The following is a 24,155-nucleotide window of genomic DNA, read 5'->3' on the forward strand; positions in this document are numbered from 1 at the left end:
GGCCGCAATGTGTGCGAATAAATGGTAAAAGGTGTTTCAAACCCGCCTTTTTCTTTGACTCTATGACGTTACAAAGTTAATATGCGCGCCCTATGCAAAAGGTAAAATTACCCCTGACTCTTGATCCGGTTCGTACGGCTCAAAAACGCCTTGATTACCAGGGTATCTATACTCCTGAACAGGTAGAGCGTATCGCCGAATCTGTGGTCAGTGTGGACAGCGATGTCGAATGCTCCATGTCGTTCGCTATCGATAACCAGCGTCTCGCCGTATTAAAAGGCGATGCAACGGTTACGGTAACGCTCGCATGTCAGCGTTGCGGCCAGCCGTTTAGTCATCACGTCCACACAACGTATTGTTTCAGCCCGATCTCTAACGACGATCAGGCAGAAGCACTCCCGGAAGCGTATGAGCCGATTGAAGTTAATGAATTCGGCGAAATCGACCTGCTGGCAACGGTTGAAGATGAACTCATCCTCGCCCTGCCTGTAGTTCCGGTGCATGATTCTGAACACTGTGAAGTGTCCGAGGCGGACATGGTCTTTGGTGAATTGCCTGAAGAGGCACAGAAACCAAATCCATTTGCCGTGTTAGCCAGTTTAAAGCGTAAGTAATTGGCGTTTCCCGCGCGAGCAGGAATAAGCCGTAATTGAGGAGTAAGGTCCATGGCCGTACAACAGAATAAACCCACTCGTTCCAAGCGCGGTATGCGTCGTTCTCATGACGCGCTGACCGCTGTCACCAGCCTGTCTGTAGACAAAACCTCTGGTGAAACCCATCTGCGTCACCACATCACCGCCGACGGTTTCTACCGCGGTCGCAAGGTTATCACTAAGTAATCACGCGCAAGCGTGGTTGAGCTTAGTGCGCTTTCCCCGCTCTGGCGGGGATAACCGTAACCTGGCGATATCTTGACACCTCTAACCCTGGCGTTAGATGTCATGGGCGGGGACTTTGGTCCTGCCGTGACAGTGCCTGCAGCATTGCAGGCACTGAATTCTGATCCACATTTGCATCTTCTTTTAGTCGGCGATCCCGACGCCATCACGCCATTACTTGCCAGAGCTGATTTTGAACAACGTTCGCGGCTGCAGATTATTGCGGCAGAGTCGGTTATTGCCAGTGATGTCCGTCCTTCCCAGGCTGTGCGCAACAGCCGCGGCAGCTCTATGCGTATCGCGCTGGAGCTGGTGAAAGAAGGGCGCGCGCAGGCCTGCATCAGCGCCGGTAATACCGGCGCGCTGATGGGGCTTGCTAAACTGCTGCTTAAACCTGTCGACGGTATTGAGCGGCCTGCGCTGGTGACGGTGCTGCCGCATCAGCAGAAAGGTAAGACGGTGGTGCTGGATTTAGGCGCCAACGTGGATTGCGACAGCACGATGCTCGCGCAGTTTGCGATTATGGGCTCGGTGATGGCGGAAGAAGTGCTCGGCATCGAGAATCCGCGCGTCGCGCTGCTCAATATCGGCGAAGAAGAAACAAAGGGGCTTGATAGCATCCGCGATGCAGCGGCGCTGTTAAAAACCGTACCATCGTTGAACTACATCGGCTATCTCGAAGCCAACGAATTACTGACCGGCAAAACCGATGTACTGGTATGTGACGGTTTTGTCGGTAATGTCACGCTAAAAACGATGGAAGGTGTTGTCAGGATGTTCCTTTCGCTGCTCAAATCGCAGGGCGAAGGTAAAAAACGGTCGTGGTGGTGGCTTTTACTAAAGCGTTGGTTACAAAAAAGCCTCTCAAGGCGATTCAGTCACCTCAACCCCGACCAGTATAATGGCGCCTGTCTGTTAGGATTGCGCGGCACGGTGATCAAGAGCCACGGTGCAGCCAATCAGCGAGCTTTTGCGGTCGCGATTGAACAGGCAGTGCAGGCGGTGCAGCGACAAGTCCCTCAGCGGATTGCCGCTCGCCTGGAATCTGTATTACCCAAGAGTGACTGAGCGTACATGTATACGAAGATTATTGGTACAGGCAGCTATCTGCCTGAACAAGTGCGGACTAACGCCGATCTTGAAAAAATGGTGGAAACCTCTGACGAGTGGATTGTCACTCGCACCGGTATCCGCGAGCGTCGCATTGCGGCGCCCGGCGAAACGGTCGCCACCATGGGCTACGAAGCGGCACTGCGCGCCATTGAGATGGCCGGTATCGACAAAGAACAGATTGGCCTGATTATCGTCGCCACCACTTCCGCCACGCACGCTTTCCCGAGCGCCGCTTGTCAGGTGCAGGGTATGCTTGGCATCAAAGGCTGCCCGGCGTTTGACGTCGCTGCCGCCTGTGCTGGTTTTACCTATGCGTTAAGCATCGCCGATCAATACGTGAAATCCGGCGCGGTGAAAAATGCGCTGGTGATCGGCTCCGACGTGCTGGCGCGCACGCTCGATCCTGAGGATCGCGGTACGATCATTCTGTTCGGCGATGGCGCGGGCGCGGCCGTACTGGGCGCCAGCGAAGAGCCGGGCATTCTGTCCACGCATCTGCACGCTGACGGCAGCTACGGCGAACTGCTGACCCTGCCAAACCAGGATCGTGTTAACCCGGACAGCCCGACCTTCTTGACCATGGCCGGGAACGAAGTCTTTAAAGTCGCGGTAACGGAACTGGCGCATATTGTTGACGAGACCCTGGAAGCGAATCAGCTGGATCGCGCCGATCTCGACTGGCTGGTGCCGCATCAGGCGAACCTGCGCATTATCAGCGCCACCGCGAGAAAACTCGGTATGTCGATGGACAATGTCGTCGTCACCCTCGACCGACACGGCAACACCTCTGCGGCTTCCGTGCCATGCGCGCTGGATGAAGCGGTACGTGACGGACGCATTCAGCAAGGCCAACTGGTGCTGCTGGAAGCCTTCGGCGGCGGCTTCACCTGGGGTTCCGCGCTGGTTCGTTTTTAATCGAGAAGGATAAAAAAATGACGCAATTTGCTTTTGTATTCCCGGGCCAGGGTTCTCAGGCCGTGGGAATGCTGTCTGACATGGCGGCAAATTTTCCCGTTATTGAAGCGACGTTCCGCGAAGCCTCCGCGGCGCTGGGCTATGATCTCTGGGCGCTGGTGCAACAAGGCCCGGCGGAAGAGCTGAATAAAACCTGGCAGACACAGCCTGCGCTCCTGACCGCCTCCGTCGCGCTGTGGCGCGTATGGCAGGAGCAGGGCGGTAAAGCACCTGCGCTGATGGCCGGTCATAGCCTTGGCGAATATTCCGCGCTGGTCTGCGCAGGCGTTATCGATTTCGCCGACGCCGTGCGTCTGGTTGAACTGCGCGGTAAATTCATGCAGGAAGCGGTGCCGGAAGGCACGGGCGCCATGGCCGCGATTATCGGCCTTGACGACGACGCTATCGCGAAAGCGTGCGAAGACGCCGCTGAAGGGCAGGTGGTTTCACCGGTTAACTTCAACTCGCCAGGCCAGGTCGTTATCGCCGGTCATAAAGACGCCGTTGAGCGTGCCGGCGCCGCCTGTAAAGCCGCGGGCGCCAAACGTGCGCTGCCGCTGCCGGTGAGCGTGCCGTCACACTGCGCGCTGATGAAACCCGCTGCGGAGAAACTGGCTGCTGAGCTTGAAAAAATTACGTTTAACGCCCCGCAGATTCCGGTTGTGAATAACGTGGACGTGAAATGCGAAACGTCGCCGGAAGCTATCCGCGATGCGCTGGTACGTCAGCTTTATAGCCCGGTGCAGTGGACAAAGAGCGTCGAATTTATCGCGGCGCAGGGCGTCACGCAGCTGTATGAAGTCGGTCCGGGCAAAGTGCTGACCGGCCTGACGAAACGTATTGTTGACACCCTGACGGCGGCGGCCATTAACGAGCCTGCCAGCCTGTCAGCGGCACTTGCGCAATAAAACGAGGAAAACCATGAGCTTTGAAGGAAAAATCGCGCTGGTCACCGGTGCGAGCCGCGGTATCGGCCGCGCTATCGCCGAAACCCTGGCCGCACGCGGCGCGAAGGTTATCGGCACCGCAACCAGCGAAAGCGGCGCGCAAGCGATTAGCGACTATCTGGGCGCGAATGGCAAAGGCCTGATGCTGAATGTGACCGATGCGGCATCCATCGAATCCGTTCTTGAAAATATTCGCTCAGAATTTGGCGAAGTGGACATTCTGGTCAATAATGCCGGGATAACCCGTGACAACCTGCTGATGCGAATGAAAGATGACGAGTGGAACGATATCATCGAAACCAACCTGTCATCGGTTTTCCGTCTGTCAAAAGCGGTAATGCGAGCTATGATGAAGAAACGTCACGGTCGCATTATCACTATCGGTTCTGTGGTCGGTACCATGGGAAATGCTGGTCAGGCCAACTACGCTGCGGCGAAAGCGGGTCTTATCGGTTTTAGTAAATCGCTGGCACGTGAAGTGGCGTCCCGCGGTATTACAGTAAACGTTGTTGCTCCGGGCTTCATTGAAACGGACATGACGCGTGCGCTGTCTGACGATCAGCGTGCGGGTATTCTGGCGGAAGTTCCAGCGGGTCGTTTAGGCGACGCAAAAGAAATCGCCAGTGCGGTTGCATTTTTAGCCTCTGACGAGGCCGGGTACATCACTGGTGAGACCCTGCACGTCAACGGCGGAATGTACATGGTTTAACCACGAATAAAATTATTTGCGTTATCAGGGCAATTGCCCGCAAAATAGCGTAAAATCGTGGTAAGACCTGCCGGGATTTAGTTGCAACTTTTTCAACATTTTATACACTACGAAAACCATCGCGAAAGCGAGTTTTGATAGGAAATTTAAGAGTATGAGCACTATCGAAGAACGCGTTAAGAAAATTATCGGCGAACAGCTGGGCGTTAAGCAGGAAGAAGTTACCAACAATGCTTCCTTCGTTGAAGACCTGGGCGCTGATTCTCTTGACACCGTTGAGCTGGTAATGGCTCTGGAAGAAGAGTTTGATACTGAGATTCCGGACGAAGAAGCTGAGAAGATCACCACCGTTCAGGCTGCCATTGATTACATCAACGGTCACCAGGCGTAAGTGAACATCTCCAGGCGGTCATTCGACCGCCTGAGTTTTATCTTTTTTAGTCCCACGAATCTCTTTTTATATCCCTCCCTGGAGGACAAACGTGTCTAAGCGTCGTGTAGTTGTGACCGGACTTGGCATGTTGTCTCCTGTCGGCAATACCGTAGAGTCCACCTGGAAAGCTCTCCTTGCCGGTCAGAGCGGCATCAGCCTAATCGACCATTTCGATACTAGCGCCTATGCAACGAAATTTGCTGGCTTAGTAAAGGATTTTAACTGTGAAGAGATCATCTCGCGCAAAGAACAGCGCAAGATGGACGCCTTCATTCAATATGGAATTGTCGCCGGCGTACAGGCCATGCAGGATTCTGGCCTGGAAGTAACGGAAGAGAACGCTCCCCGTATCGGCGCGGCTATCGGTTCCGGCATCGGCGGCCTTGGCCTTATCGAAGAAAACCACAGCTCGCTGGTTAACGGCGGCCCGCGGAAAATCAGTCCTTTCTTCGTGCCATCAACCATTGTCAACATGGTGGCAGGTCACCTGACCATCATGTACGGTCTGCGCGGTCCCAGCATTTCCATCGCCACTGCGTGTACCTCAGGCGTACACAACATTGGCCATGCGGCGCGCATCATCGCCTATGGCGATGCTGACGTCATGCTCGCAGGCGGCGCGGAAAAAGCCAGTACGCCGCTTGGCGTCGGCGGTTTCGGCGCGGCGCGTGCGCTCTCCACCCGTAACGATAACCCGCAGGCGGCAAGCCGTCCGTGGGATAAAGAAAGGGATGGTTTTGTGTTGGGCGACGGCGCGGGCATTATCGTACTTGAAGAGTACGAGCACGCGAAAAAACGCGGCGCGAAGATTTACGCCGAACTGGTCGGTTTTGGTATGAGCAGCGATGCCTACCATATGACCTCGCCGCCGGAAAACGGCGCAGGCGCGGCGCTGGCCATGGTCAACGCGCTGCGTGACGCGGGCCTCGACGCAAGCCAGATCGGTTACGTCAACGCGCACGGCACGTCGACCCCAGCGGGCGACGTTGCAGAAGCGCAGGCAGTGAAATCAGTCTTCGGCGACGCCGCGAAACGCGTCATGGTGAGCTCCACCAAATCGATGACCGGCCATCTGCTGGGCGCGGCGGGCGCAGTAGAGTCTATCTACTCCATTCTCGCGCTGCGCGATCAGGCTGTTCCGCCGACCATCAACCTGGATAATCCGGACGAAGGCTGCGACCTCGACTTCGTTCCGCATGAAGCGCGCCAGGTGAGCGGTATGGAGTACACCCTGTGTAACTCCTTCGGCTTCGGTGGCACCAACGGTTCTCTGATCTTCAAAAAGGTCTGACAGCCGCTACAAAGGCCCGCCCCGCGCGGGCCTTTGTGCATTTTCCCTCCCTCTTGCTCCCTGTCGGTCATCCTGCGAGACTAATGCGCTACCCGTTAAGGAGCCTCTATGCTGTTAATTAATGGTATCGAACAGGATTGCCTGTCGGCGACCGATCGCGCCGTACAATTCGGTGACGGCTGCTTTACGACCACCCGCGTACGCGACGGCGTCGTTCTCCTGCTAGAACAGCATCTGGCGCGCCTGCGCGAAGGCTGTGAACGGTTGCTGATCCCGATGCCGGATAGCGAGATGCTGCGTGACGAAATGCGCCAGGCGGCGCAAGGGCAGGGGAGCGCGGTGGTGAAAGTCATCATCACCCGCGGCGCCGGCAAGCGCGGCTACAGCATTGCCGGGTGCGGCGCGCCCACGCGTATTGTTTCCCGCGGCGCGTACCCTGCTTTTTATGATGAATGGCGCGAGCGTGGCGTGAGCCTCGCGACCAGTCCTGTGCGGCTCGGGCGCAATCCACATCTTGCGGGCATCAAACATCTGAACCGGCTTGAACAGGTATTGATTCGCACGCATCTTGAGCAGACGCCCGCCGATGAGGCGCTGGTGCTTGACAGCGAAGGGTGGGTTACGGAATGCTGTGCGGCTAATTTGTTCTGGCGTAAAGGAAAAGCGGTGTTCACCCCCCGTCTCGATCAGGCTGGCGTTGATGGCCTTATGCGGCGCCATATTATTGGCTTGCTGAATCAGTCATCCTGGCGATTATCTGAAATTAACGCGCCGGCCAGCGCGCTTGACGCGGCGGATGAAGTGTTCATCTGCAACGCGCTGATGCCGCTGGTGCCGGTGCGCGAGATTGACGGCCACGCTTACGCCTCGCGCGAACTGTATCACTACCTCATTTCCCACTGCGAATAACCGGGTTCCCATGAAGAAAATGTTGCGCGTCGCGCTACTGCTGGTTCTTGTGCTTGCCATCGCGGCAGGCGTCGGTTACTGGAAAGTGCGCCAGCTGGCGCACAGCCCACTGCCGATCACTAAAGAGACGATTTTTACCCTGAAACCAGGCACCGGGCGTATCGCGCTTGGCCAACAGCTTTATGAAGAGAAGCTGATCAAACGCCCGCGCGTGTTTCAGTGGCTGCTTCGTCTGCAGCCTGAGCTTTCTCACTTCAAGGCTGGCACCTATCGATTCACGCCGCAAATGACCGTGCGCGATGCCCTGCAGTTGCTGGCGAGCGGTAAAGAGGCGCAGTTTCCCCTGCGCTTTGTCGAAGGCATGAAACTGAGCGACTGGCTGAAACAGCTGCGTGAAGCGCCGTATATCAAACATACGCTCAAAGACGACGATTACGCGACGGTGGCTGAGGCGCTCAGGTTTGAGCATCCGGAGTGGGTGGAAGGCTGGTTCTGGCCTGATACCTGGCTCTATACGGCGAATACCTCTGACGTAACGATCCTTAAACGCGCCCATCAGAAAATGGTGAAAGCGGTGGATGACGTCTGGAAAGCGCGGATGGACGGGCTGCCTTACCAGGATCAGAACCAACTGGTGACGATGGCGTCGATTATTGAGAAAGAGACGGCGGTGGCGAGCGAGCGCGACCGGGTCGCCTCGGTCTTTATCAATCGCCTGCGTATTGGCATGCGGCTGCAAACCGACCCGACGGTCATCTACGGTATGGGTAAGAATTACAACGGCAAGCTGTCGCGTAAGGATCTGGAAACCCCGACGCCGTATAATACCTACGTGATTAGCGGCTTGCCGCCGGGACCTATCGCCATGCCAGGCGAGGCGTCGCTAAAAGCGGCGGCGCATCCGGCGAAAACGCCGTATCTCTATTTCGTGGCGGACGGGAAGGGCGGCCACACGTTTACCACGAATCTCGCCAGCCATAATCGTGCGGTGCAGGATTATCTCAAGGCGCTTAAGGATAAAAATGAGCAGTAAATATATTGTTATCGAAGGGCTGGAAGGCGCCGGGAAAACCACGGCGCGCAATCTGGTGGTGGAGACGCTGAAATCGCTTGGCATCACCGACATGACCTTCACCCGCGAGCCGGGCGGCACGGTGCTGGCGGAGAAACTGCGCAGCCTCGTGCTGGATATCAAATCGGTCGGTGATGAAGTCATCACCGATAACGCGGAAGTGCTGCTATTTTACGCCGCGCGCGTGCAACTGGTGGAAACGGTGATTAAGCCCGCGCTGGCGCGCGGCGAATGGGTCATCGGCGACCGGCACGATCTTTCCACGCAAGCCTATCAGGGCGGCGGGCGCGGTATCGACCGCGAACTGCTGGCGACGCTGCGCCAGACCGTGCTCGGCGATTTCGCGCCGGATCTCACGCTCTATCTCGATGTCGATCCGCGCATCGGGCTTGAGCGCGCCCGCGCACGTGGCGAACTCGATCGTATCGAGCAGGAGTCGCTCGACTTCTTTAACCGCACCCGCGCCCGCTACCTTGAACTGGCCGCCGCCGATCCGCGCATCATCACGATTGACGCCTGCCAGCCGCTGGATGCCGTCAGCCGTGATATCCGTTCAGCTATCGCGCGCTGGGTGCAGGAGCAGAAATAATGAAATGGTATCCGTGGCTGCGCCCCTCGTTTGAGCATCTGGTCGGTAACTGGCAGGCCGGCAGGGGACACCATGCGGTATTGATCCATGCGCTGCCCGGCATGGGCGACGACGCGCTGATTTACGCGCTGAGCCGCTGGCGCATGTGCCAGCAGCCGCAGGGCCAGAAAAGCTGCGGCGAATGCCGCGCCTGCCAGCTGATGCAGGCGGGCACGCACCCGGATTATTATCAGGCGGAGCCGGAGAAGGGCAAATCGACGCTGGGCATCGACGCTATCCGCGATATCAGCGAAAAGCTTTACGATCGCGCGCGGCTCGGCGGCGCCAAAGTGGTCTGGATTAAAGAGGCGGCGCAACTGACGGAAGCGGCAGCGAATGCGCTGCTGAAAACGCTGGAAGAGCCGCCGGAAAATACCTGGTTCTTGCTGGGCTGCCGCGAGCCGGAACAGCTGCCTGCCACGCTTCGCAGCCGCTGCTTCAGCTGGCATCTGGCGCCGCCCGAAACGCGCTATGCCGAAGCCTGGCTTGCGCGCGAGATCCAGGCGGAGCCGTCGCGGATTAACGCCGCGCTGCGTCTGACCGGCGGCGCGCCCGCCGCCGCGCTTGAACTGCTCCAGCCGGAGCAGTGGCAGCAGCGCGTGGCGCTTGGCGAGAAAATCACGGCGGCGCTGGCAAGCGGCGACTGGCTCTCTTTATTGCCAGCGCTGAATCATGAACAGGCGCCTTTTCGCCTGCACTGGCTGGCGGCATTCCTGATGGACGCGCTGAAGTGGCGTCATGGCGCCCAGGGGGTGCTGGTCAACACCGATTATCCGGTGCTGGTGGCCCAGCTGGCGCAGCGTTTTTCACCGGCCGTCATTCAGGCGATGCTTGATTCTCTGTTCCGCTGCCGCGACAGGCTGCTAAACGTCGCCGCCGTCAACCGCGAACTGCTGCTGACCGAACTGTTACTCACCTGGGAGCGCTATATGCGCCCTGACGCGGTGCTTCCTTCTTATCACCTCTGAGAGAGACGTTATGTTTTTAGTCGACTCACACTGCCATCTCGATGGCCTGGATTATCAGTCTCTGCATAAAGATGTGGATGACGTGCTGGCGAAAGCCGCCGCGCGCGACGTGAAATATTTTCTGGCGGTCGCCACGACGCTGCCGGGCTACAAATCTATGCGCGAGCTTATCGGCGAGCGTGACAACGTGGCTTACTCCTGCGGCGTGCATCCGCTGAATCAGGATGAAGAGTATGACGTGGAAGAGCTGCGTCGCCTTGCCGCCGATCCGCGCGTGGTGGCGATGGGCGAAACGGGCCTCGATTACTACTACACGCCGGAAACGAAAGCCCGTCAGCAGGAATCTTTCCGCCACCATATCCGCATCGGCCGCGAGCTGAACAAGCCGGTTATCGTCCATACGCGCGATGCACGCGAGGATACACTCGCCATTCTGCGCGAAGAAAAAGTGACGGACTGTTCAGGCGTACTACACTGTTTTACGGAAGACAAAGAGACGGCGGGCAAACTTCTGGATCTGGGTTTCTACATCTCTTTTTCCGGCATTTTGACCTTCCGCAACGCGGAGCAGATCCGCGAGGCCGCGCGCTATGTTCCGCTCGATCGGATGCTGGTGGAAACCGACTCGCCGTACCTGGCGCCGGTTCCGCACCGCGGTAAAGAGAATCAGCCTGCGCTGGTGCGCGATGTGGCGGAATATATGGCGGTGCTTAAGGGCGTAAGCCTGGAAACGCTCGCTGAAACCACCACGCGCAACTTCTCCACGCTGTTTCATATTGACCTCGCCACACTGCAATCTGCCTGAAAATCCGAGTTATTTTAAAGCTCGTAATTAATGGGCAAAGCGAGTAAAGTTCACCGCCGAAATTCAGGCGGTGAACGACGATTTATAAACATCCTGAAACACTTAATGTAAAGAATCGCAAGTTTTCGCCCAAGGCTTGTTTGAAACGTGATAGCCGTCAAACAAAGATCGCGTGATTTATTTTACTCTGCGTAATAAATAAAGGGCACTCAGATGCCCTGTTTATGGCCCGTTTCTCCCCCGGGCTGATGCGTGAAACGCGTAAAAAAAGCACAAATACTCAGGAGCACTCTCAATTATGTTTAAGAATGCATTTGCTAACCTGCAGAAGGTGGGTAAATCGCTGATGCTGCCGGTCTCCGTACTCCCTATCGCAGGTATCCTGCTGGGCGTCGGTTCTGCAAACTTCAGCTGGCTGCCAGCCGTGGTTTCCCACGTTATGGCGGAAGCGGGCGGATCAGTTTTCGCCAACATGCCGCTTATCTTCGCTATCGGTGTTGCGCTGGGCTTCACCAATAACGACGGCGTTTCTGCTCTGGCTGCTGTGGTGGCTTACGGCATCATGGTAAAAACCATGGCGGTCGTGGCACCGCTGGTTCTGCATCTTCCCCCGGAAGAAATCGCGGCAAAACACCTGGCGGATACCGGTGTACTTGGCGGGATCATCTCGGGCGCGATTGCAGCCTACATGTTCAACCGTTTCTACCGCATTAAGCTTCCTGAGTATCTGGGCTTCTTCGCTGGTAAACGTTTCGTGCCGATCATCTCTGGTCTGGCGGCGATCTTCACCGGCGTTATCCTGTCCTTCATTTGGCCGCCGATTGGTTCCGCAATCCAGACGTTCTCTCAGTGGGCTGCTTATCAGAACCCGGTCGTGGCGTTTGGTATCTACGGCTTCATCGAACGTTGCCTGGTACCGTTTGGTCTGCACCATATCTGGAACGTTCCTTTCCAGATGCAGATCGGCGAATACACCAACGCTGCAGGTCAGGTATTCCACGGCGATATCCCGCGTTATATGGCGGGTGACCCGACCGCGGGCAAACTCTCTGGCGGCTTCCTGTTCAAAATGTACGGTCTGCCGGCTGCTGCCATCGCTATCTGGCACTCCGCTAAACCGGAAAACCGCGCCAAAGTGGGCGGTATCATGATCTCCGCTGCGCTGACCTCGTTCCTGACCGGTATCACCGAACCTATCGAGTTCTCGTTCATGTTCGTGGCGCCGATCCTGTACGTTATCCACGCGATTCTGGCAGGCCTGGCCTTCCCGATCTGTATCCTTCTGGGTATGCGTGACGGTACGTCCTTCTCCCACGGTCTGATCGACTTTATCGTTCTGTCCGGCAACAGCAGCAAACTGTGGCTGTTCCCGATTGTGGGCGCAGGCTACGCGGTGGTTTACTACACCATCTTCCGCGTGCTGATTAAAGCGCTGGATCTGAAAACGCCGGGTCGTGAAGACGCGACCGAAGACACCAAAGCAACCGGGACCAGTGAAATGGCGCCGGCTCTGGTGGCCGCGTTCGGTGGTAAAGAGAACATCACTAACCTCGACGCCTGTATCACTCGTCTGCGCGTAAGCGTGGCTGACGTGGCGAAAGTGGATCAGGCTGGCCTGAAGAAACTGGGCGCTGCGGGTGTGGTTGTGGCAGGCTCCGGCGTTCAGGCGATTTTCGGCACCAAGTCCGATAACCTGAAAACCGAAATGGATGAATACATCCGTAACAGCTAATCCTGGCTGACGGGGAGATGAAAAGGGAGGCGCAAGCCTCCCTTTTTTACGTCTGTACTACGCGCACTCAGGCGTGCGAAAAGACGGGAACATCAGCAGGCCACTACTGCTGTAACCGTTCATCAGCGAATAAAAAAGGGAGCCATAAGGCTCCCTTGTGTGCGTATTGATGATGGTCAGAAGCTGTAACTCGCCGTTACGGAGAAGTTACGCGGCGCGCCGTACACGCCATAGGTGCCCAGGTAATCGTAATACTCTTTGTCGAAGACGTTGTTCAGGTTCGCCTGGACCGCGAGATTTTTCGTCGCCTGATAACGCGTGAACAGATCCACCACGGTATAGCCGTTCTGGTTTATGCGCGTGTCGCCATTTGGCCCTGCGATATCCTGCCAGGTTTTGGTCTGCCAGCGCGCGCCGCCGCCCACGGTTAATGCCGGGAGGCTCGGTAACTGGTAACGCGTGAACAGTTTCATCGTGGTGCGCGGCTGGTCAGGGTTGACGGCCACGCCATCACCCGCCTCGGCAATATAACGGCTCGCGCCGAAAGTGAGCTGCCAGTTATCGGTCAGCGCGCCGTTCAGCTCAAGCTCAACCCCTTTACTGACGGTGCCATCGACGGATTTATATGCCGTCTGCCCGCCGGAGCCGGGAATGATCACGCCCGTGTTCACCGCCACGTTATCCTGCTCGATACGGAACACCGCCAGCGAGGCCGTCAGGCGGGTGTTAAACCAGTCGGCTTTCAGCCCGGCTTCATAGGCTTTGCCGGTGGTCGGATCGAGGAACTCGCTGTTCACATCGCGCTGGCCGCTCGGCTGGAAGATAGAGGTATAGCTGGCATAAGCCGACCAGGTATCGTCGATATCGTAAATCAGGCCCGCGTAAGGCGTAACGTCATCCGATTTGCTGCGGCGAATTTCGTCCGGCTTGCGCTCCAGATTATATTTCGCGTTCCATTCGGTGTAACGCGCACCCAGAATCAAATGCAGCGGATCGGCAAGCGAGAGGCGCGTCGCGGCGTAAAGCGATTTCTGACGGATAACGTCACGCTGATAGAGCGCAAAATTTGACCATGTCGGGTTTGCCAGCGTGTTGCCGTTATAATCGTGAATATTCCCTACATCCATCAGGCCGGAATTATCATTCACGGGATAGGCGTTATCGTAGTTGTTGCGCTGGCGGCTGTAGCTCCCGCCAAACATCATCTCATGCTGACGGCCCGCCAGCTCGTACCCGCCGCGCACGAAGGCGTCTATCGAATCCTGCTTACGCTCGCCCACGTTCCAGCCGCCCCATGCGCCCTGCCAGAGCGCCGCGTTATACCGGCCCGTCGTTTTATCCGGGAAACCGTCGATATACATCAGGCGGTTGTCGAAATTGGTTTCGGCATGCATCGCGTTCACTTTCGCCTCCCAGCCGTTTTCGAAGCGCTGCGTCAGGTTGGCGAAAATTTTGGTGGAGTCGAGATCGGAATACGCCCAGTCGGCGGCGGTGTTGAAACCGCGGCGGAAATGCGTCCGGCTCCCGTCGCTGTAAAGCGATGGGAAGCCGCCCCAGGTCGGGCTGTCTTCCTGACTTTCCTGGTAGTCATAACCCAGCGATAACAGCGTTGAATCGGTAATGTCGGCATCCACGACGCCGTAGATGAATTTTTTGCGGTAGTGGTTACGCTCAACGAAGCTGTCATTATCCTGATAACCGGCCACCACGCGCCCGCGCACTTTGCCAGACTCTACCAGCGGCGACTGCACATCCATCACGTAACGCTGCTTGTCCCAGCTGCCATACGTGGCGGAGACGTTACCTTTAAACGTCTGGCTGTCGGCGTGTTTGCGCACCATATTCACATACGCCGACGGGTTCCCGGTGCCGCTCATCAGTCCGGCTGCGCCGCGCACCACCTCGATTTTATCGTAAATCGCCGTGTCGCCTGCGGTATCGCCAAAGTTCCAGCGGTTATCAAGAAACGTCGGCATATCTTCATAAGCGAAATTGCTGATGTAAAAACCGCGCGCGAAGAAATTCGTGCGGCTGGTATCAATGCGTGAGACGGTGACGCCCGTCGTGTTTTCCAGCACGTCTTCGATGGTCGTCAGTTGCTGATCCTGCATGCGTTGCTGGCTAATCACGCTCACCGACTGCGGAATGTCGCGCGGCACCAGCAGCATTTTTGTGCCGGACGTGGTGGTTTTCACGCTGTAATCCTGTGACTCGTCAGGCGTGCCGCTGTCGGCGGCGGCATCAACCACAATCGTATCGCTGGCGGCGGGCGCCGCGTACGCCGCCGGGGCCGCCAGCGCGCTGGCGATACTGAGCGCCAGCAAAGAGGGAAGGGAGGACGCCGGAACGGTGCCCTGACGGAGTGCATGCTTAGCCATGTGTTGCCCTTAAAATAAAAAATGATGCTGCGCATCAGGCTGTTGTAATACGACGCTTTTCGGCGGCATCCTGGCCTGATGAAAAGAGATCGCGGGACTAAAACAACGTTCCACTGTCAATAAGAATGAGAAATATAATCATTTGTCTTTGCGGTGTAAACAAATGTAAGAGGTGTGACAAACCATCCGATAAGCGGGGCGGGAGAAGCGGCAGGCGCTATGGCGAAGCGGGAAGCGAAGGGCGCGCCATAAATATCCGCTTTATAAAGAAAAACCGGGCCAAAGGTTGAAAGGAAGCGATTATCTCGCTCATACTCTTAACGTTTATCCAAGAAGGAAAAAAAACCATGGCCGAAGAAACCATTTTCAGCAAAATTATTCGTCGCGAAATTCCTGCCGACATCGTCTATCAGGATGAGCTCGTTACCGCATTTCGCGATATTTCTCCCCAGGCCCCGACCCACATTTTAATCGTCCCGAACGTGCTGGTGCCGACGGTTAATGACGTCACGGCGGAACATGAGCAGGCGCTGGGGCGTCTTTTTACTGCCGCGGCGAAAATCGCGCAGCAGGAAGGCATCGCGGAAGATGGCTATCGCCTCATCATGAACTGCAATCGTCACGGCGGGCAGGAGGTTTACCACATCCATATGCATCTGGTCGGCGGCCGCCCTCTGGGGCCGATGCTTGCGCATAAAGGTCTCTGAGATGGGGGGCGCGCGCACAGGCTTATTGCTGGCTGCGGTGCTGATGGCAGGCTGCCGCTCCGCGCCAACCATTCCCGTCAGCGACGATCAGGCGGTAGTGATGGAATCGAGCGTGCTGGCAGCGGGCATCACCGCTGAAAAACCAGACTTTTCTTTGCAAAACGGCAAGCCTGTCGCCGCCGCCACCATTTACAATAACAAAGACGCGCCCGTTACCGTGCATTACCGCTTTTACTGGTATGACGCCCGCGGGCTGGAAGGCCAGCCGCTGGAAGTCCCGCAGACGGTCGTTATCCCGGCCCAGAGCCGCGTGACGGTAAACGGTCAGACTAACTACCTGGCGGCACGGAAAGCCCGTCTTTATCTCTATCTCTGAAGGGGGAAATGTTGAACAGAATGTATCGCTATGCGCTGCTGGCGACCGTCGCCCTGGCGCTGTCGGGCTGTATTTTGCCCGGCGAGCAGAAACCGGCGCCGGTAGAAGAAGCGCAGCCAGGCACGCAGCAACCGACGCAGCCCGTACCGCCGCCGACGCAGCCGGTGCCTGGCGTACCGTCCGTGCCGTCGATTCCGGCGCAGCCTGGCCCGATTGAACATGAGCCTGAAAACGCAACCCCGGAGCCGAAAGCGCGCACCTATGACTGGAACAGCGCGATGGCGCCGATGGTCGGCAAAATGTTGCAGGCCGACGGTGTGAACGCAGGCAGCGTACTGCTGGTGGATAGCGTGAATAACCGTACTAACGGCTCGCTGCAAACCGGCCCGGCCACCGAAGCCCTGCGCGGCGCGCTGGCGAACAACGCCAAATTCACGCTGGTTTCCGCACAGCAGCTTTCGATGGCGAAACAGCAACTGGGGCTTTCGCCGCAAGATAGCCTCGGCTCGCGCAGTAAAGCCATCGGCATCGCCCGCAACGTGGGCGCGCAGTATGTGCTGTACGCTAACGCCAGCGGCAACGTGAATGCGCCTACGCTGCAAATGCAGCTGATGCTGGTACAGACCGGCGAAATCATCTGGTCAGGTAAAGGTGCCGTTCAGCAAACCCAGTAATCTGAGCCCCGAAGGGTTCTTAGCGCAGTGTTTTCCGGCGGCTTCGGCCGCCGGTGTCGTTTGCGCGCTACCCGGCCTCAGCGACGGCGCCTGGCAGGTGGTCGTCGATGATGACACCTTGGTGGTGCGCCGCGACGCGCGCAAAAGCCGTGCCCGCAGCCCGCGTCAGTATCGCGCGCTGAAACGGCTGCCTGCGGCGCTTGCCCCGCGGCCGCGCTGTTGCGTCAACGGCTGGCTGGCGGTCACGTTTTTGCCGGGCGACATCCACGATGCGCTGCCGCCGGTGCCGCAACTCGGCGCGCTGCTGTATCATCTGCATCAGCAGCCATGTTTTGGCTGGCGCATCGAACTGCTGCCGCTTCTGCTGCGCGACTGGCAGCAAAGCGCGCCTTCGCGCCGCACGCGCTTCTGGCTGCGTCTGCTGCGCCGTTTACGCCGCATGGGCGAGCCGCGCCCGCTGCGCCTCGCGCCGCTGCATATGGATGTCCATCCCGGCAATCTGGTCTGGCAGCCGAACCGACTCATGCTTATCGACTGGGAATATGCCGGCGATGGCGATGTGGCGCTGGAGCTTGCCAGCGTCTGGCTCGATGACGCGGCCCGACAGGCGCTTATAACAGATTATGCCCGCCGCGCGGCTATTGATGAGACGCAACTGCGCCGTCAGGTGGCGCGCTGGCGTCCGTGGAGCGGGTTGCTGATGGCGGGCTGGTATGAGCGCCGTTTTCAGGAAACCGGCGACCGCACATTTATCACGCTTGCAGACGAGGCCTGGCGCCAGCTGCAAATGCATTAACACGAAGGGAGAGAAACATGGGTCCGGTCATGCTGGATGTGGAAGGTTTTGAGCTTGATGCCGAAGAGCGTGAAATTCTGGGGCATCCGCTGGTAGGGGGACTCATCCTCTTTACCCGCAACTATCACGATCCAGAGCAGTTGCGTGAACTGGTTCGCCAGATCCGCGCGAGCGCCCACAATCACCTGGTGATTGCGGTGGACCAGGAAGGCGGCCGCGTGCAGCGTTTTCGCGAGGGCTTTACCCGCCTGCCTGCGGCGCAAAGTTTCGCCGCGCTGTTGGGAATGGACGCGGGCGGCAAACTGGCGGAAGAAGCTGGCTGGCTGATGGCCTGTGAAATGATCGCGATGGATATCGATATCAGTTTTGCGCCGGTGCTGGATGTCGGGCATCTCAGCGCTGCGATTGGCGAGCGATCGTTCCATGATGAGCCGGAGAACGTGTTGGCGATGGCGAAGCGTTTCATCTCGGGGATGCAGAGCGCGGGAATGAAAGCGACCGGCAAACACTTCCCCGGTCACGGTGCCGTAAGCGCCGATTCCCATAAAGAGACGCCGCGCGACCCGCGCCCGGCCGCGGACATCCGTCGTCACGACATGCTGCCGTTCCGCGAGCTTATTAGTTACAACATGCTAGATGCTGTAATGCCGGCGCACGTCGTCTACAGCGATGTCGATCCGCTGCCGGCGAGCGGTTCGCCTTACTGGCTTAAGCAGGTGCTGCGCAAGGAGCTTGGTTTTGACGGTGTAATTTTCTCTGACGATTTGTCTATGGAAGGGGCGGCTATCCTCGGCAGCTACGCGGAGCGCGGCCAGGCGGCGCTGGATGCCGGTTGCGATATGATCCTTGTCTGTAATAATCGTAAGGGTGCCGTAAGCGTTCTTGATAACCTGTCACCGATCAAAGCAGAGCGTGTTACACGTTTGTATCATAAAGGTGTAATTACGCGTCAGGAACTGATGGCGTCGGCGCGCTGGAAGCAGGTAAGCGGGGAGCTTACCGCGCTGCATGAGCGCTGGCAGACGCACAAGGCGGGGCAATAACGCTTGCCCTGAAGCTGCTACGCTGGGATGAGAATGCAATGATTATCTACTTACACGGTTTCGATTCAAACAGTCCGGGTAACCACGAGAAAGTGCTGCAATTGCAGTTTATCGATCCGGATGTGCGGCTTATCAGCTACAGCACGCGCCACCCGAAACACGACATGCAGCATCTGCTACGTGAAGTGGACAAAATGCTGCAACTGAATGTCGATGAACGCCCGCTCATCTGCGGCGTGGGGCTTGGAGGGTTCTGGGCGGAGCGCATCGGTTTTTTATGTGACATCCGCCAGGTGATTTTCAACCCAAACCTGTTTCCGTATGAAAACATGGAAGGCAAAATCGACCGGCCAGAGGAGTATCTCGATATCGCGACCAAGTGCGTAGAGAACTTCCGCGAGAAAAACCGCGACCGCTGCCTGGCCATTCTTTCGCGCGAGGACGAGGCGCTCGACAGTCAGCGTTCAGCCGAACTGTTGCATCAATATTATGAAATCGTCTGGGACGAAGAGCAGACGCACAAGTTTAAAAATATCTCGCCGCACCTTCAGCGCATTAAAGCGTTCAAAGCGCTGGGGTAATTCCGCCGTCGCGCCAAAATACCGCCTCACCGAACAAACGGGTCAGCCAAACGCTGGCCCGTTTTTGTTTAACTTTAATGCATAAAAATTGATGCACATCAAATTTGGTATGACCAATGCACCGTTCATGTTATGCTCGTCACTGTTGTGGGCCGTGTTGCTAAACTATTGTTAATTAAAAGCTATTCTTAATAACTTTGAATTAACAATTAGTTAAACACTTTAAGGGGGTCACGTTGACTACGCCATTAAGAAAGATCGTTATTGTGGGCGGCGGCGCCGGCGGACTGGAGCTCGCGACACAGCTCGGTCACAAACTGGGCCGCGGCAAAAAAGCGAAAGTCACGCTCGTGGATCGCAACCACAGCCACCTGTGGAAGCCGCTGCTGCATGAAGTGGCGACCGGTTCGCTGGACGAGGGCGTCGACGCGCTGAGCTATCTGGCGCACGCGCGCAACCACGGTTTCCAGTTCCAGCTGGGTTCGGTGGTAGACATCAACCGTGAAGCCAAAACCCTGACGCTTGCCGAACTGCGTGATGAGAAGGGCGAGCTGCTGGTGGCAGAGCGTAAAGTGCCTTATGACACGCTGGTCATGGCGCTCGGCAGCACCTCAAACGACTTCAACACGCCGGGTGTGAAAGATCACTGCATCTTCCTCGACAACCCGCATCAGGCGCGCCGTTTCCATCAGGAAATGCTCAACCTGTTCCTGAAATACTCCGCTAACCTCGGCGCTAACGGCAAAGTGAATATCGCGATTGTCGGCGGCGGCGCGACGGGCGTTGAGCTCTCCGCTGAACTGCATAATGCGGTTAAACAGCTGCACAGCTATGGCTATAAAGGGCTTACCAACGAAGCGCTGAACGTGACGCTGGTGGAAGCGGGCGAGCGTATTCTACCTGCGCTGCCGCCGCGCATCTCAAGCGCTGCGCATAATGAGCTGACCAAGCTGGGCGTGCGCGTGCTCACCAACACCATGGTGACCAGCGCGCAGGAAGATGGCCTCAACACCAAAGACGGGGAATTTATTCAGGCCGACCTGATGGTCTGGGCGGCGGGCATCAAAGCGCCGGATTTCATGAAAGAGATTGGCGGCCTGGAAACCAACCGTATCAACCAGCTGGTGGTCGAGCAGACGCTGCAAACCACGCGCGATCCTGACATCTTCGCTATCGGCGACTGCGCGTCCTGTCCGCGCCCGGAAGGCGGTTTCGTCCCGCCGCGCGCCCAGGCCGCGCACCAGATGGCCTCCTGCGCGCTGGATAACATCCTGGCGCAACTCAAAGGCAAGCCGCTTAAGCCTTATGTTTACAAAGACAAAGGTTCGCTGGTCTCGCTGTCGAAATTCTCCACCGTCGGCAGCCTGATGGGCAATCTGATGCGCGGCTCAATGATGATTGAAGGGCGTATCGCGCGCTTTGTTTATATCTCGCTGTATCGTATGCACCAGATTGCGCTGCACGGTTACTTTAAAACCGGGCTGATGATGCTGGTGGGCAGTATCAACCGGGTGATCCGCCCGCGCCTGAAACTGCACTAAGCACGCCATCCGCCTCTGGCAACCAGGGGCGGATGTCATTTTATTTCCGTCGCCTTTTCCCTTCAGACTCCTCTTAATCCGTGGTTCTGCCCAACGTAATCCTGTTTTTTGAGTCGTTTTCCGATAGGCCATCTGTGGCCTTAATTGCAAAATTGTTACTAATTGCACAGCCGGGAGGAATTCCTGTGAATAAATCAATGTTAGCGGGTATTGGTATCGGGGTAGCAGCTGCGCTGGGCGTAGCGGCGGTGGCCAGTCTGGATGTATTCAGCGCGTCACCGAAGTATGCCCAGGTGGTTTCCGCCACGCCGATTAAAGAGACGGTGAAAACGCCGCGTCAGGAATGCCGTAACGTGACGGTGACGCACCGCCGTCCGGTTCAGGATGAAAACCGCCTGACCGGCTCGGTACTGGGCGCGGTCGCAGGCGGCGTTATCGGTCATCAGTTCGGCGGCGGTCGCGGTAAAGATGTCGCTACGGTCGTGGGCGCGCTGGGCGGCGGCTATGCCGGCAACCAGATCCAGGGCCACCTGCAGGAAGGCGATACCTACACCACGACGCAGCAGCGCTGCAAAACGGTTTATGACAAAGCAGAAAAAATGCTGGGTTATGATGTGACATACCGTATCGGGGAAGAGCAGGGCAAAATCCGTATGGAGAACGACCCGGGTAGCCGTATTCCGCTGGACAGCAATGGACAGCTGGTCCTGAATCAGAAAACCTGAAAATAAAACAGCGTTACGCAACGATTGCCCCTCTTGCACTCAGGCGGAGGGGCTTTTTTTTTGCTTATGCAGGTGAATGAGAACCAAAAAGCGTGGTGAAAACGCTTATGCCTCAGGGTGAGGTGAGACATAAGCGTTTAAGGACAATTACATAGCATTGTGTTGTCTGAATAGAATAAAACCAGTGATCAGCACTGAGAGAAATGCGAAAAGAATCGAACCACCGCAGAACAACCAAAGGCCAAATAACAATGTTATTACTATTAGCACCTTAAATAATGGTAATAGCAAAACCATGTTCATCTTCCTTCTGTAGGTGTATAGCCAAAAAGCGTCTCGTGCCTTCCATATCTGAAACTCGATACACCACGGATACTGTGTGGAAAAACGTCCTCGTCCCTGCACGGCCCCGTCTTCATGACGTAAATAGCTCCTGTTCTAATAATTGGTGGTGCTAATTAATTAGCACACGAATAATCATTTCTTTGACGGTAAAAGAGTAGCTATTCTGGAGGATATATTTGCCAGTTTTTACCTATTAATAAATGTAACAGAAGGGCGCTCTGCAGGAATGAGTTATTCATTTGAGTTATAAGTGGAGAGCGTGGGCGACGGGCGCCGCCCACGAAACAACAGAAATGCTTTACAGCAGGTGCGGCCACAGCCGCATAGTCATATTCACAATCTCAATCAATTCATCCTGCGTCGCGCCTTCACGGGCGCTGACAGACATACCGTGCACCAGGCAACTGATAAAGCGTACCAGCGCGGGCAGGTCGCAATGCTGCGGAATTTCATTTTTAGCCTGACGCTCACTTAAAAAGCGCAGCAAAATCGCTTCGCGTTGCGTATGGCGCAATTTCAGCGTGGCGGCAATCTCTTCAGACGACGCGGCAAGCGCGGCGGAAGTGGTCACCATAAAGCAACCCGCAGGGGTCTCTTTACTGGCGAAGCAGCGCGCTACCGCGCAAAGGTAGTCGTGCAGCGCTTCGTCAACGCGTTTATCGGCGTGAAACAGAAGCGTTTCCTGCTGCTGTGCAAACCGCGCGATATAGCGGTCGAGCACGGCGCGGAACAGCCCCTCTTTATTGGTGAACTCAGCATACAGCGTCGGGGCTTTCGCGCCGGTCGCTTCGACGAGATGCGCGAGCGACGTCGCTTCGTAACCGTGCTGCCAGAAGAGTGCCATGGCCTTATCAAGCGCCGCTTCCCTGTCGAACACTTTTGGTCGGCCACGGCTTTTTTTTGCGCAACTTTGGGCTTCTGTTGTCATAGTGCCGTTTAACCTCTTTATGTAAACCTGCTCCCAAAATACCCCTTTTTGCACCAGGAGTACCAGCAAAACCGCGCCATGAGTGCTTTTACAGGCGATTTTGCGGGGACTATGATGATTAATATAACGATCGTTAAAAATTGTATTGACATGTGATGCGGATCACAACTATCCTTTGCCTATCGATCGTTAATTAAATAATTTTTAACGACCACGTAACCAAATCCGCATTACAAAAGAAAGGGTACCCACATGAAAAACGTTAAAGCACTGTTAGCCGCCGCGGTCCTGAGTTCACTGTCATTCGCAAGCGTCGCCGCCGTTCAGGTGCAGTCCACCCCGGCAGGCCAGCAGAAAGCGGGCACCATCTCTGCGACGGCCGGGACTAACCTCTCCTCGCTGGAAGCTGAGCTTTCGCAAAAAGCTGACGAGATGGGCGCAAAATCGTTCCGTATTACCTCAGCGAACGGCCCGAACAATCTGCACGGCACCGCGGTTATCTATAAATAAGCCGTCATGGTCGCATCGTTTAAGGCCCTGTCATTGGACAGGGCCTTTTTCGTTTCAGATGGCGTCGCTGGCGGGCATTGACGGGTGCGCGGTGACGTTAACCGGCACGCCGGAGCGCAGGCGCAGGGCATGGCCCATGACTTCCCGGTCGGTCTGCGGCGCGGCTTCAAAAGTTTTCAGCGTCGCGTCCAGCACAATCGGCAGCGTTTTCGGGTCATCCTCGATGCGTTTCGACAGCGGCTGATGCACCTCGACAAAATGACGTCCATCCGACTCGATGGAGGCTTTCACCGGCGCGTTAATGATATTGACGCGCGTACCGACCGGCACCACGCTGAAAAGGTGTTTGATGTCGTCATCGCGCAGGCGAATACAGCCGGAGCTGACGCGCATGCCGATACCGAAATCCGCATTCGTGCCGTGCAGCAGATAGACGCCGCCGTAGGCCGCAAGGCGAATGGCGTGGTGGCCCATCGGGTTTTCCGGCCCGGCAGGCACGACCGGCGGTAAATCGATTCCCTGCGCTTTATAACGCGCACGGATATTGGCCGTCGGCGTCCAGGTCGGATTGGCGCGCTTTTGCGAGACCGTGGTTTGCATGGTCGGTGTCAGCGTATCGCCATCGAGCTGGCCGATGCCTATCGGGTAAACAGTGACGCTCTTTTCGCCCGGCGGGAAATAGTAGAGCCGCAGCTCGGCAATATTAATCAGAATGCCTTCGCGCGGCGCATCCGGCAGCAGCATCTGGCGCGGAATCGTCAGCACGCTGCCCGCGCGCGGGACATACGGATCAACGCCGGGGTTGGCCTGCAACAGCGCCAGAAAGCCGACGTTATACCGTTTGGCAATGGCCTCCAGTGAGCCACCGTCGTCCGCCACGGTGTGATACAGCGTTTCGCCAATCAGCCGACTCCCCGGCGCGGGGAGGGGGTAAGTATTCGCCAGCGCCTGGCTTGCGCCAAGCGTCATGCTGGCGACCAACGCGAGCCACGACAGCCAGCGTGAAAAACGTGCATATTCTCTTTTCATTTACCGATCCCAAAGGCGAAGAAGTTTTTGTAATTCATAGATAAAGAGAGAAGTATGGCGGGGCTTCGTCCAGGAAACCCTGG

General features: G+C 56.9%; 26 protein-coding genes. 23 read left to right on the plus strand and 3 right to left on the minus strand.

What is annotated here, in order from left to right:
• The first annotated feature begins 92 nt into the window (after positions 1-92).
• The 14 genes from yceD to ptsG all read left to right on the plus strand — a co-directional run bounded on the left by yceD (position 93) and on the right by ptsG (position 12,439).
• A complete protein-coding gene (gene yceD / locus AACV31_RS22890; protein WP_007769439.1) occupies positions 93-614 on the plus strand; it encodes a 23S rRNA accumulation protein YceD in 522 nt (173 codons plus the stop codon).
• A gap of 51 nt (positions 615-665) precedes the next feature.
• Positions 666-839: a 50S ribosomal protein L32 gene (rpmF, locus tag AACV31_RS22895; RefSeq protein WP_007374494.1), complete on the plus strand. Its 174-nt coding sequence runs from the start codon at positions 666-668 to the stop codon at positions 837-839.
• Between the two features lie 72 nt (positions 840-911).
• Complete coding sequence (gene plsX / locus AACV31_RS22900) at positions 912-1,946, plus strand: phosphate acyltransferase PlsX (protein ID WP_015386795.1); 1,035 nt, start codon at positions 912-914, stop codon at positions 1,944-1,946.
• A 6-nt stretch (positions 1,947-1,952) separates the two neighbouring features.
• A complete protein-coding gene (locus tag AACV31_RS22905) occupies positions 1,953-2,906 on the plus strand; it encodes a beta-ketoacyl-ACP synthase III (RefSeq protein WP_165156154.1) in 954 nt (317 codons plus the stop codon).
• Between the two features lie 17 nt (positions 2,907-2,923).
• Positions 2,924-3,853 carry an ACP S-malonyltransferase gene (gene fabD / locus AACV31_RS22910; protein ID WP_007707909.1) on the plus strand — a complete coding sequence of 310 codons (930 nt, stop codon included), beginning with the start codon at positions 2,924-2,926 and terminating at the stop codon, positions 3,851-3,853.
• A 13-nt stretch (positions 3,854-3,866) separates the two neighbouring features.
• Positions 3,867-4,601 carry a 3-oxoacyl-ACP reductase FabG gene (fabG, locus tag AACV31_RS22915; protein ID WP_007769462.1) on the plus strand — a complete coding sequence of 245 codons (735 nt, stop codon included), beginning with the start codon at positions 3,867-3,869 and terminating at the stop codon, positions 4,599-4,601.
• Positions 4,602-4,755: 154 nt separating this feature from the next.
• Positions 4,756-4,992, plus strand: coding sequence for an acyl carrier protein (gene acpP / locus AACV31_RS22920; protein ID WP_000103754.1), 237 nt, complete (start codon positions 4,756-4,758; stop codon positions 4,990-4,992).
• Positions 4,993-5,083: 91 nt separating this feature from the next.
• On the plus strand, positions 5,084-6,325 hold the full coding sequence (gene fabF, locus AACV31_RS22925) for a beta-ketoacyl-ACP synthase II (protein WP_015740850.1): 1,242 nt from the start codon (positions 5,084-5,086) through the stop codon (positions 6,323-6,325).
• Positions 6,326-6,433: 108 nt separating this feature from the next.
• Complete coding sequence (gene pabC, locus AACV31_RS22930) at positions 6,434-7,234, plus strand: aminodeoxychorismate lyase (RefSeq protein ID WP_165156152.1); 801 nt, start codon at positions 6,434-6,436, stop codon at positions 7,232-7,234.
• 10 nt (positions 7,235-7,244) lie between these two features.
• Positions 7,245-8,267 carry a cell division protein YceG gene (gene yceG, locus AACV31_RS22935; RefSeq protein WP_165156150.1) on the plus strand — a complete coding sequence of 341 codons (1,023 nt, stop codon included), beginning with the start codon at positions 7,245-7,247 and terminating at the stop codon, positions 8,265-8,267.
• Complete coding sequence (gene tmk / locus AACV31_RS22940) at positions 8,257-8,895, plus strand: dTMP kinase (protein WP_015740853.1); 639 nt, start codon at positions 8,257-8,259, stop codon at positions 8,893-8,895. The genes yceG and tmk overlap by 11 nt, the downstream gene beginning before the upstream one ends.
• Positions 8,895-9,902 carry a DNA polymerase III subunit delta' gene (gene holB, locus AACV31_RS22945; protein WP_165156148.1) on the plus strand — a complete coding sequence of 336 codons (1,008 nt, stop codon included), beginning with the start codon at positions 8,895-8,897 and terminating at the stop codon, positions 9,900-9,902. Before tmk ends, holB begins: the two co-directional genes overlap by 1 nt.
• Positions 9,903-9,912: 10 nt before the next feature.
• Positions 9,913-10,707, plus strand: a complete 795-nt coding sequence (locus AACV31_RS22950) for a metal-dependent hydrolase (RefSeq protein WP_007769484.1) — start codon at positions 9,913-9,915, stop codon at positions 10,705-10,707.
• A 298-nt stretch (positions 10,708-11,005) separates the two neighbouring features.
• Positions 11,006-12,439: a PTS glucose transporter subunit IIBC gene (gene ptsG / locus AACV31_RS22955; RefSeq protein ID WP_007769485.1), complete on the plus strand. Its 1,434-nt coding sequence runs from the start codon at positions 11,006-11,008 to the stop codon at positions 12,437-12,439.
• 176 nt (positions 12,440-12,615) lie between these two features.
• On the opposite strand, the gene fhuE is transcribed toward ptsG, so the two are convergent.
• Positions 12,616-14,817, minus strand: a complete 2,202-nt coding sequence (fhuE, locus tag AACV31_RS22960) for a ferric-rhodotorulic acid/ferric-coprogen receptor FhuE (protein ID WP_165156146.1) — start codon at positions 14,815-14,817, stop codon at positions 12,616-12,618.
• A 347-nt stretch (positions 14,818-15,164) separates the two neighbouring features.
• Here fhuE and hinT point away from each other — a divergent pair, with 347 nt between their 5' ends.
• From hinT to AACV31_RS23000, 8 genes are all read left to right on the plus strand, one after another.
• Positions 15,165-15,524 (plus strand): purine nucleoside phosphoramidase, encoded by a 360-nt coding sequence (hinT, locus tag AACV31_RS22965; RefSeq protein WP_075198882.1) that lies wholly within the window; start codon positions 15,165-15,167, stop codon positions 15,522-15,524.
• Between the two features lies 1 nt (position 15,525).
• Entirely contained in the window at positions 15,526-15,900 is a 375-nt protein-coding gene (locus AACV31_RS22970) for a YcfL family protein (protein ID WP_105537368.1), read from the plus strand.
• An 8-nt stretch (positions 15,901-15,908) separates the two neighbouring features.
• On the plus strand, positions 15,909-16,574 hold the full coding sequence (lpoB, locus tag AACV31_RS22975; protein WP_165156144.1) for a penicillin-binding protein activator LpoB: 666 nt from the start codon (positions 15,909-15,911) through the stop codon (positions 16,572-16,574).
• Positions 16,552-17,370 carry a thiamine kinase gene (thiK, locus tag AACV31_RS22980; protein ID WP_105537370.1) on the plus strand — a complete coding sequence of 273 codons (819 nt, stop codon included), beginning with the start codon at positions 16,552-16,554 and terminating at the stop codon, positions 17,368-17,370. The genes lpoB and thiK overlap by 23 nt, the downstream gene beginning before the upstream one ends.
• A 17-nt stretch (positions 17,371-17,387) precedes the next feature.
• Positions 17,388-18,413, plus strand: a complete 1,026-nt coding sequence (gene nagZ / locus AACV31_RS22985) for a beta-N-acetylhexosaminidase (RefSeq protein ID WP_075198886.1) — start codon at positions 17,388-17,390, stop codon at positions 18,411-18,413.
• A 38-nt stretch (positions 18,414-18,451) separates the two neighbouring features.
• The gene (gene ycfP / locus AACV31_RS22990; RefSeq protein ID WP_007711381.1) at positions 18,452-18,994 is read left to right on the plus strand and encodes an alpha/beta hydrolase YcfP; all 543 of its coding nucleotides are present in this window, start codon (positions 18,452-18,454) and stop codon (positions 18,992-18,994) included.
• 236 nt (positions 18,995-19,230) lie between these two features.
• A complete protein-coding gene (locus AACV31_RS22995; RefSeq protein ID WP_032806352.1) occupies positions 19,231-20,535 on the plus strand; it encodes an NAD(P)/FAD-dependent oxidoreductase in 1,305 nt (434 codons plus the stop codon).
• A 185-nt stretch (positions 20,536-20,720) separates the two neighbouring features.
• Positions 20,721-21,260: a glycine zipper 2TM domain-containing protein gene (locus AACV31_RS23000; RefSeq protein ID WP_007769501.1), complete on the plus strand. Its 540-nt coding sequence runs from the start codon at positions 20,721-20,723 to the stop codon at positions 21,258-21,260.
• Between the two features lie 643 nt (positions 21,261-21,903).
• On the opposite strand, the gene AACV31_RS23005 is transcribed toward AACV31_RS23000, so the two are convergent.
• The gene (locus AACV31_RS23005) at positions 21,904-22,533 is read right to left on the minus strand and encodes a TetR/AcrR family transcriptional regulator (RefSeq protein ID WP_077568797.1); all 630 of its coding nucleotides are present in this window, start codon (positions 22,531-22,533) and stop codon (positions 21,904-21,906) included.
• A gap of 252 nt (positions 22,534-22,785) precedes the next feature.
• Between AACV31_RS23005 and bhsA the strand changes: the two genes are divergently transcribed.
• The gene (gene bhsA, locus AACV31_RS23010) at positions 22,786-23,043 is read left to right on the plus strand and encodes a multiple stress resistance protein BhsA (RefSeq protein ID WP_007769510.1); all 258 of its coding nucleotides are present in this window, start codon (positions 22,786-22,788) and stop codon (positions 23,041-23,043) included.
• A 54-nt stretch (positions 23,044-23,097) separates the two neighbouring features.
• Here bhsA and ldtC read toward each other — a convergent pair whose 3' ends face one another.
• Positions 23,098-24,072 carry a L,D-transpeptidase LdtC gene (ldtC, locus tag AACV31_RS23015; protein WP_075199087.1) on the minus strand — a complete coding sequence of 325 codons (975 nt, stop codon included), beginning with the start codon at positions 24,070-24,072 and terminating at the stop codon, positions 23,098-23,100.
• Between the last annotated feature and the right edge of the window lie 83 nt (positions 24,073-24,155).

This window comes from Cronobacter sp. EKM101R (assembly GCF_963888145.1).
Classification (GTDB): domain Bacteria; phylum Pseudomonadota; class Gammaproteobacteria; order Enterobacterales; family Enterobacteriaceae; genus Cronobacter; species Cronobacter turicensis.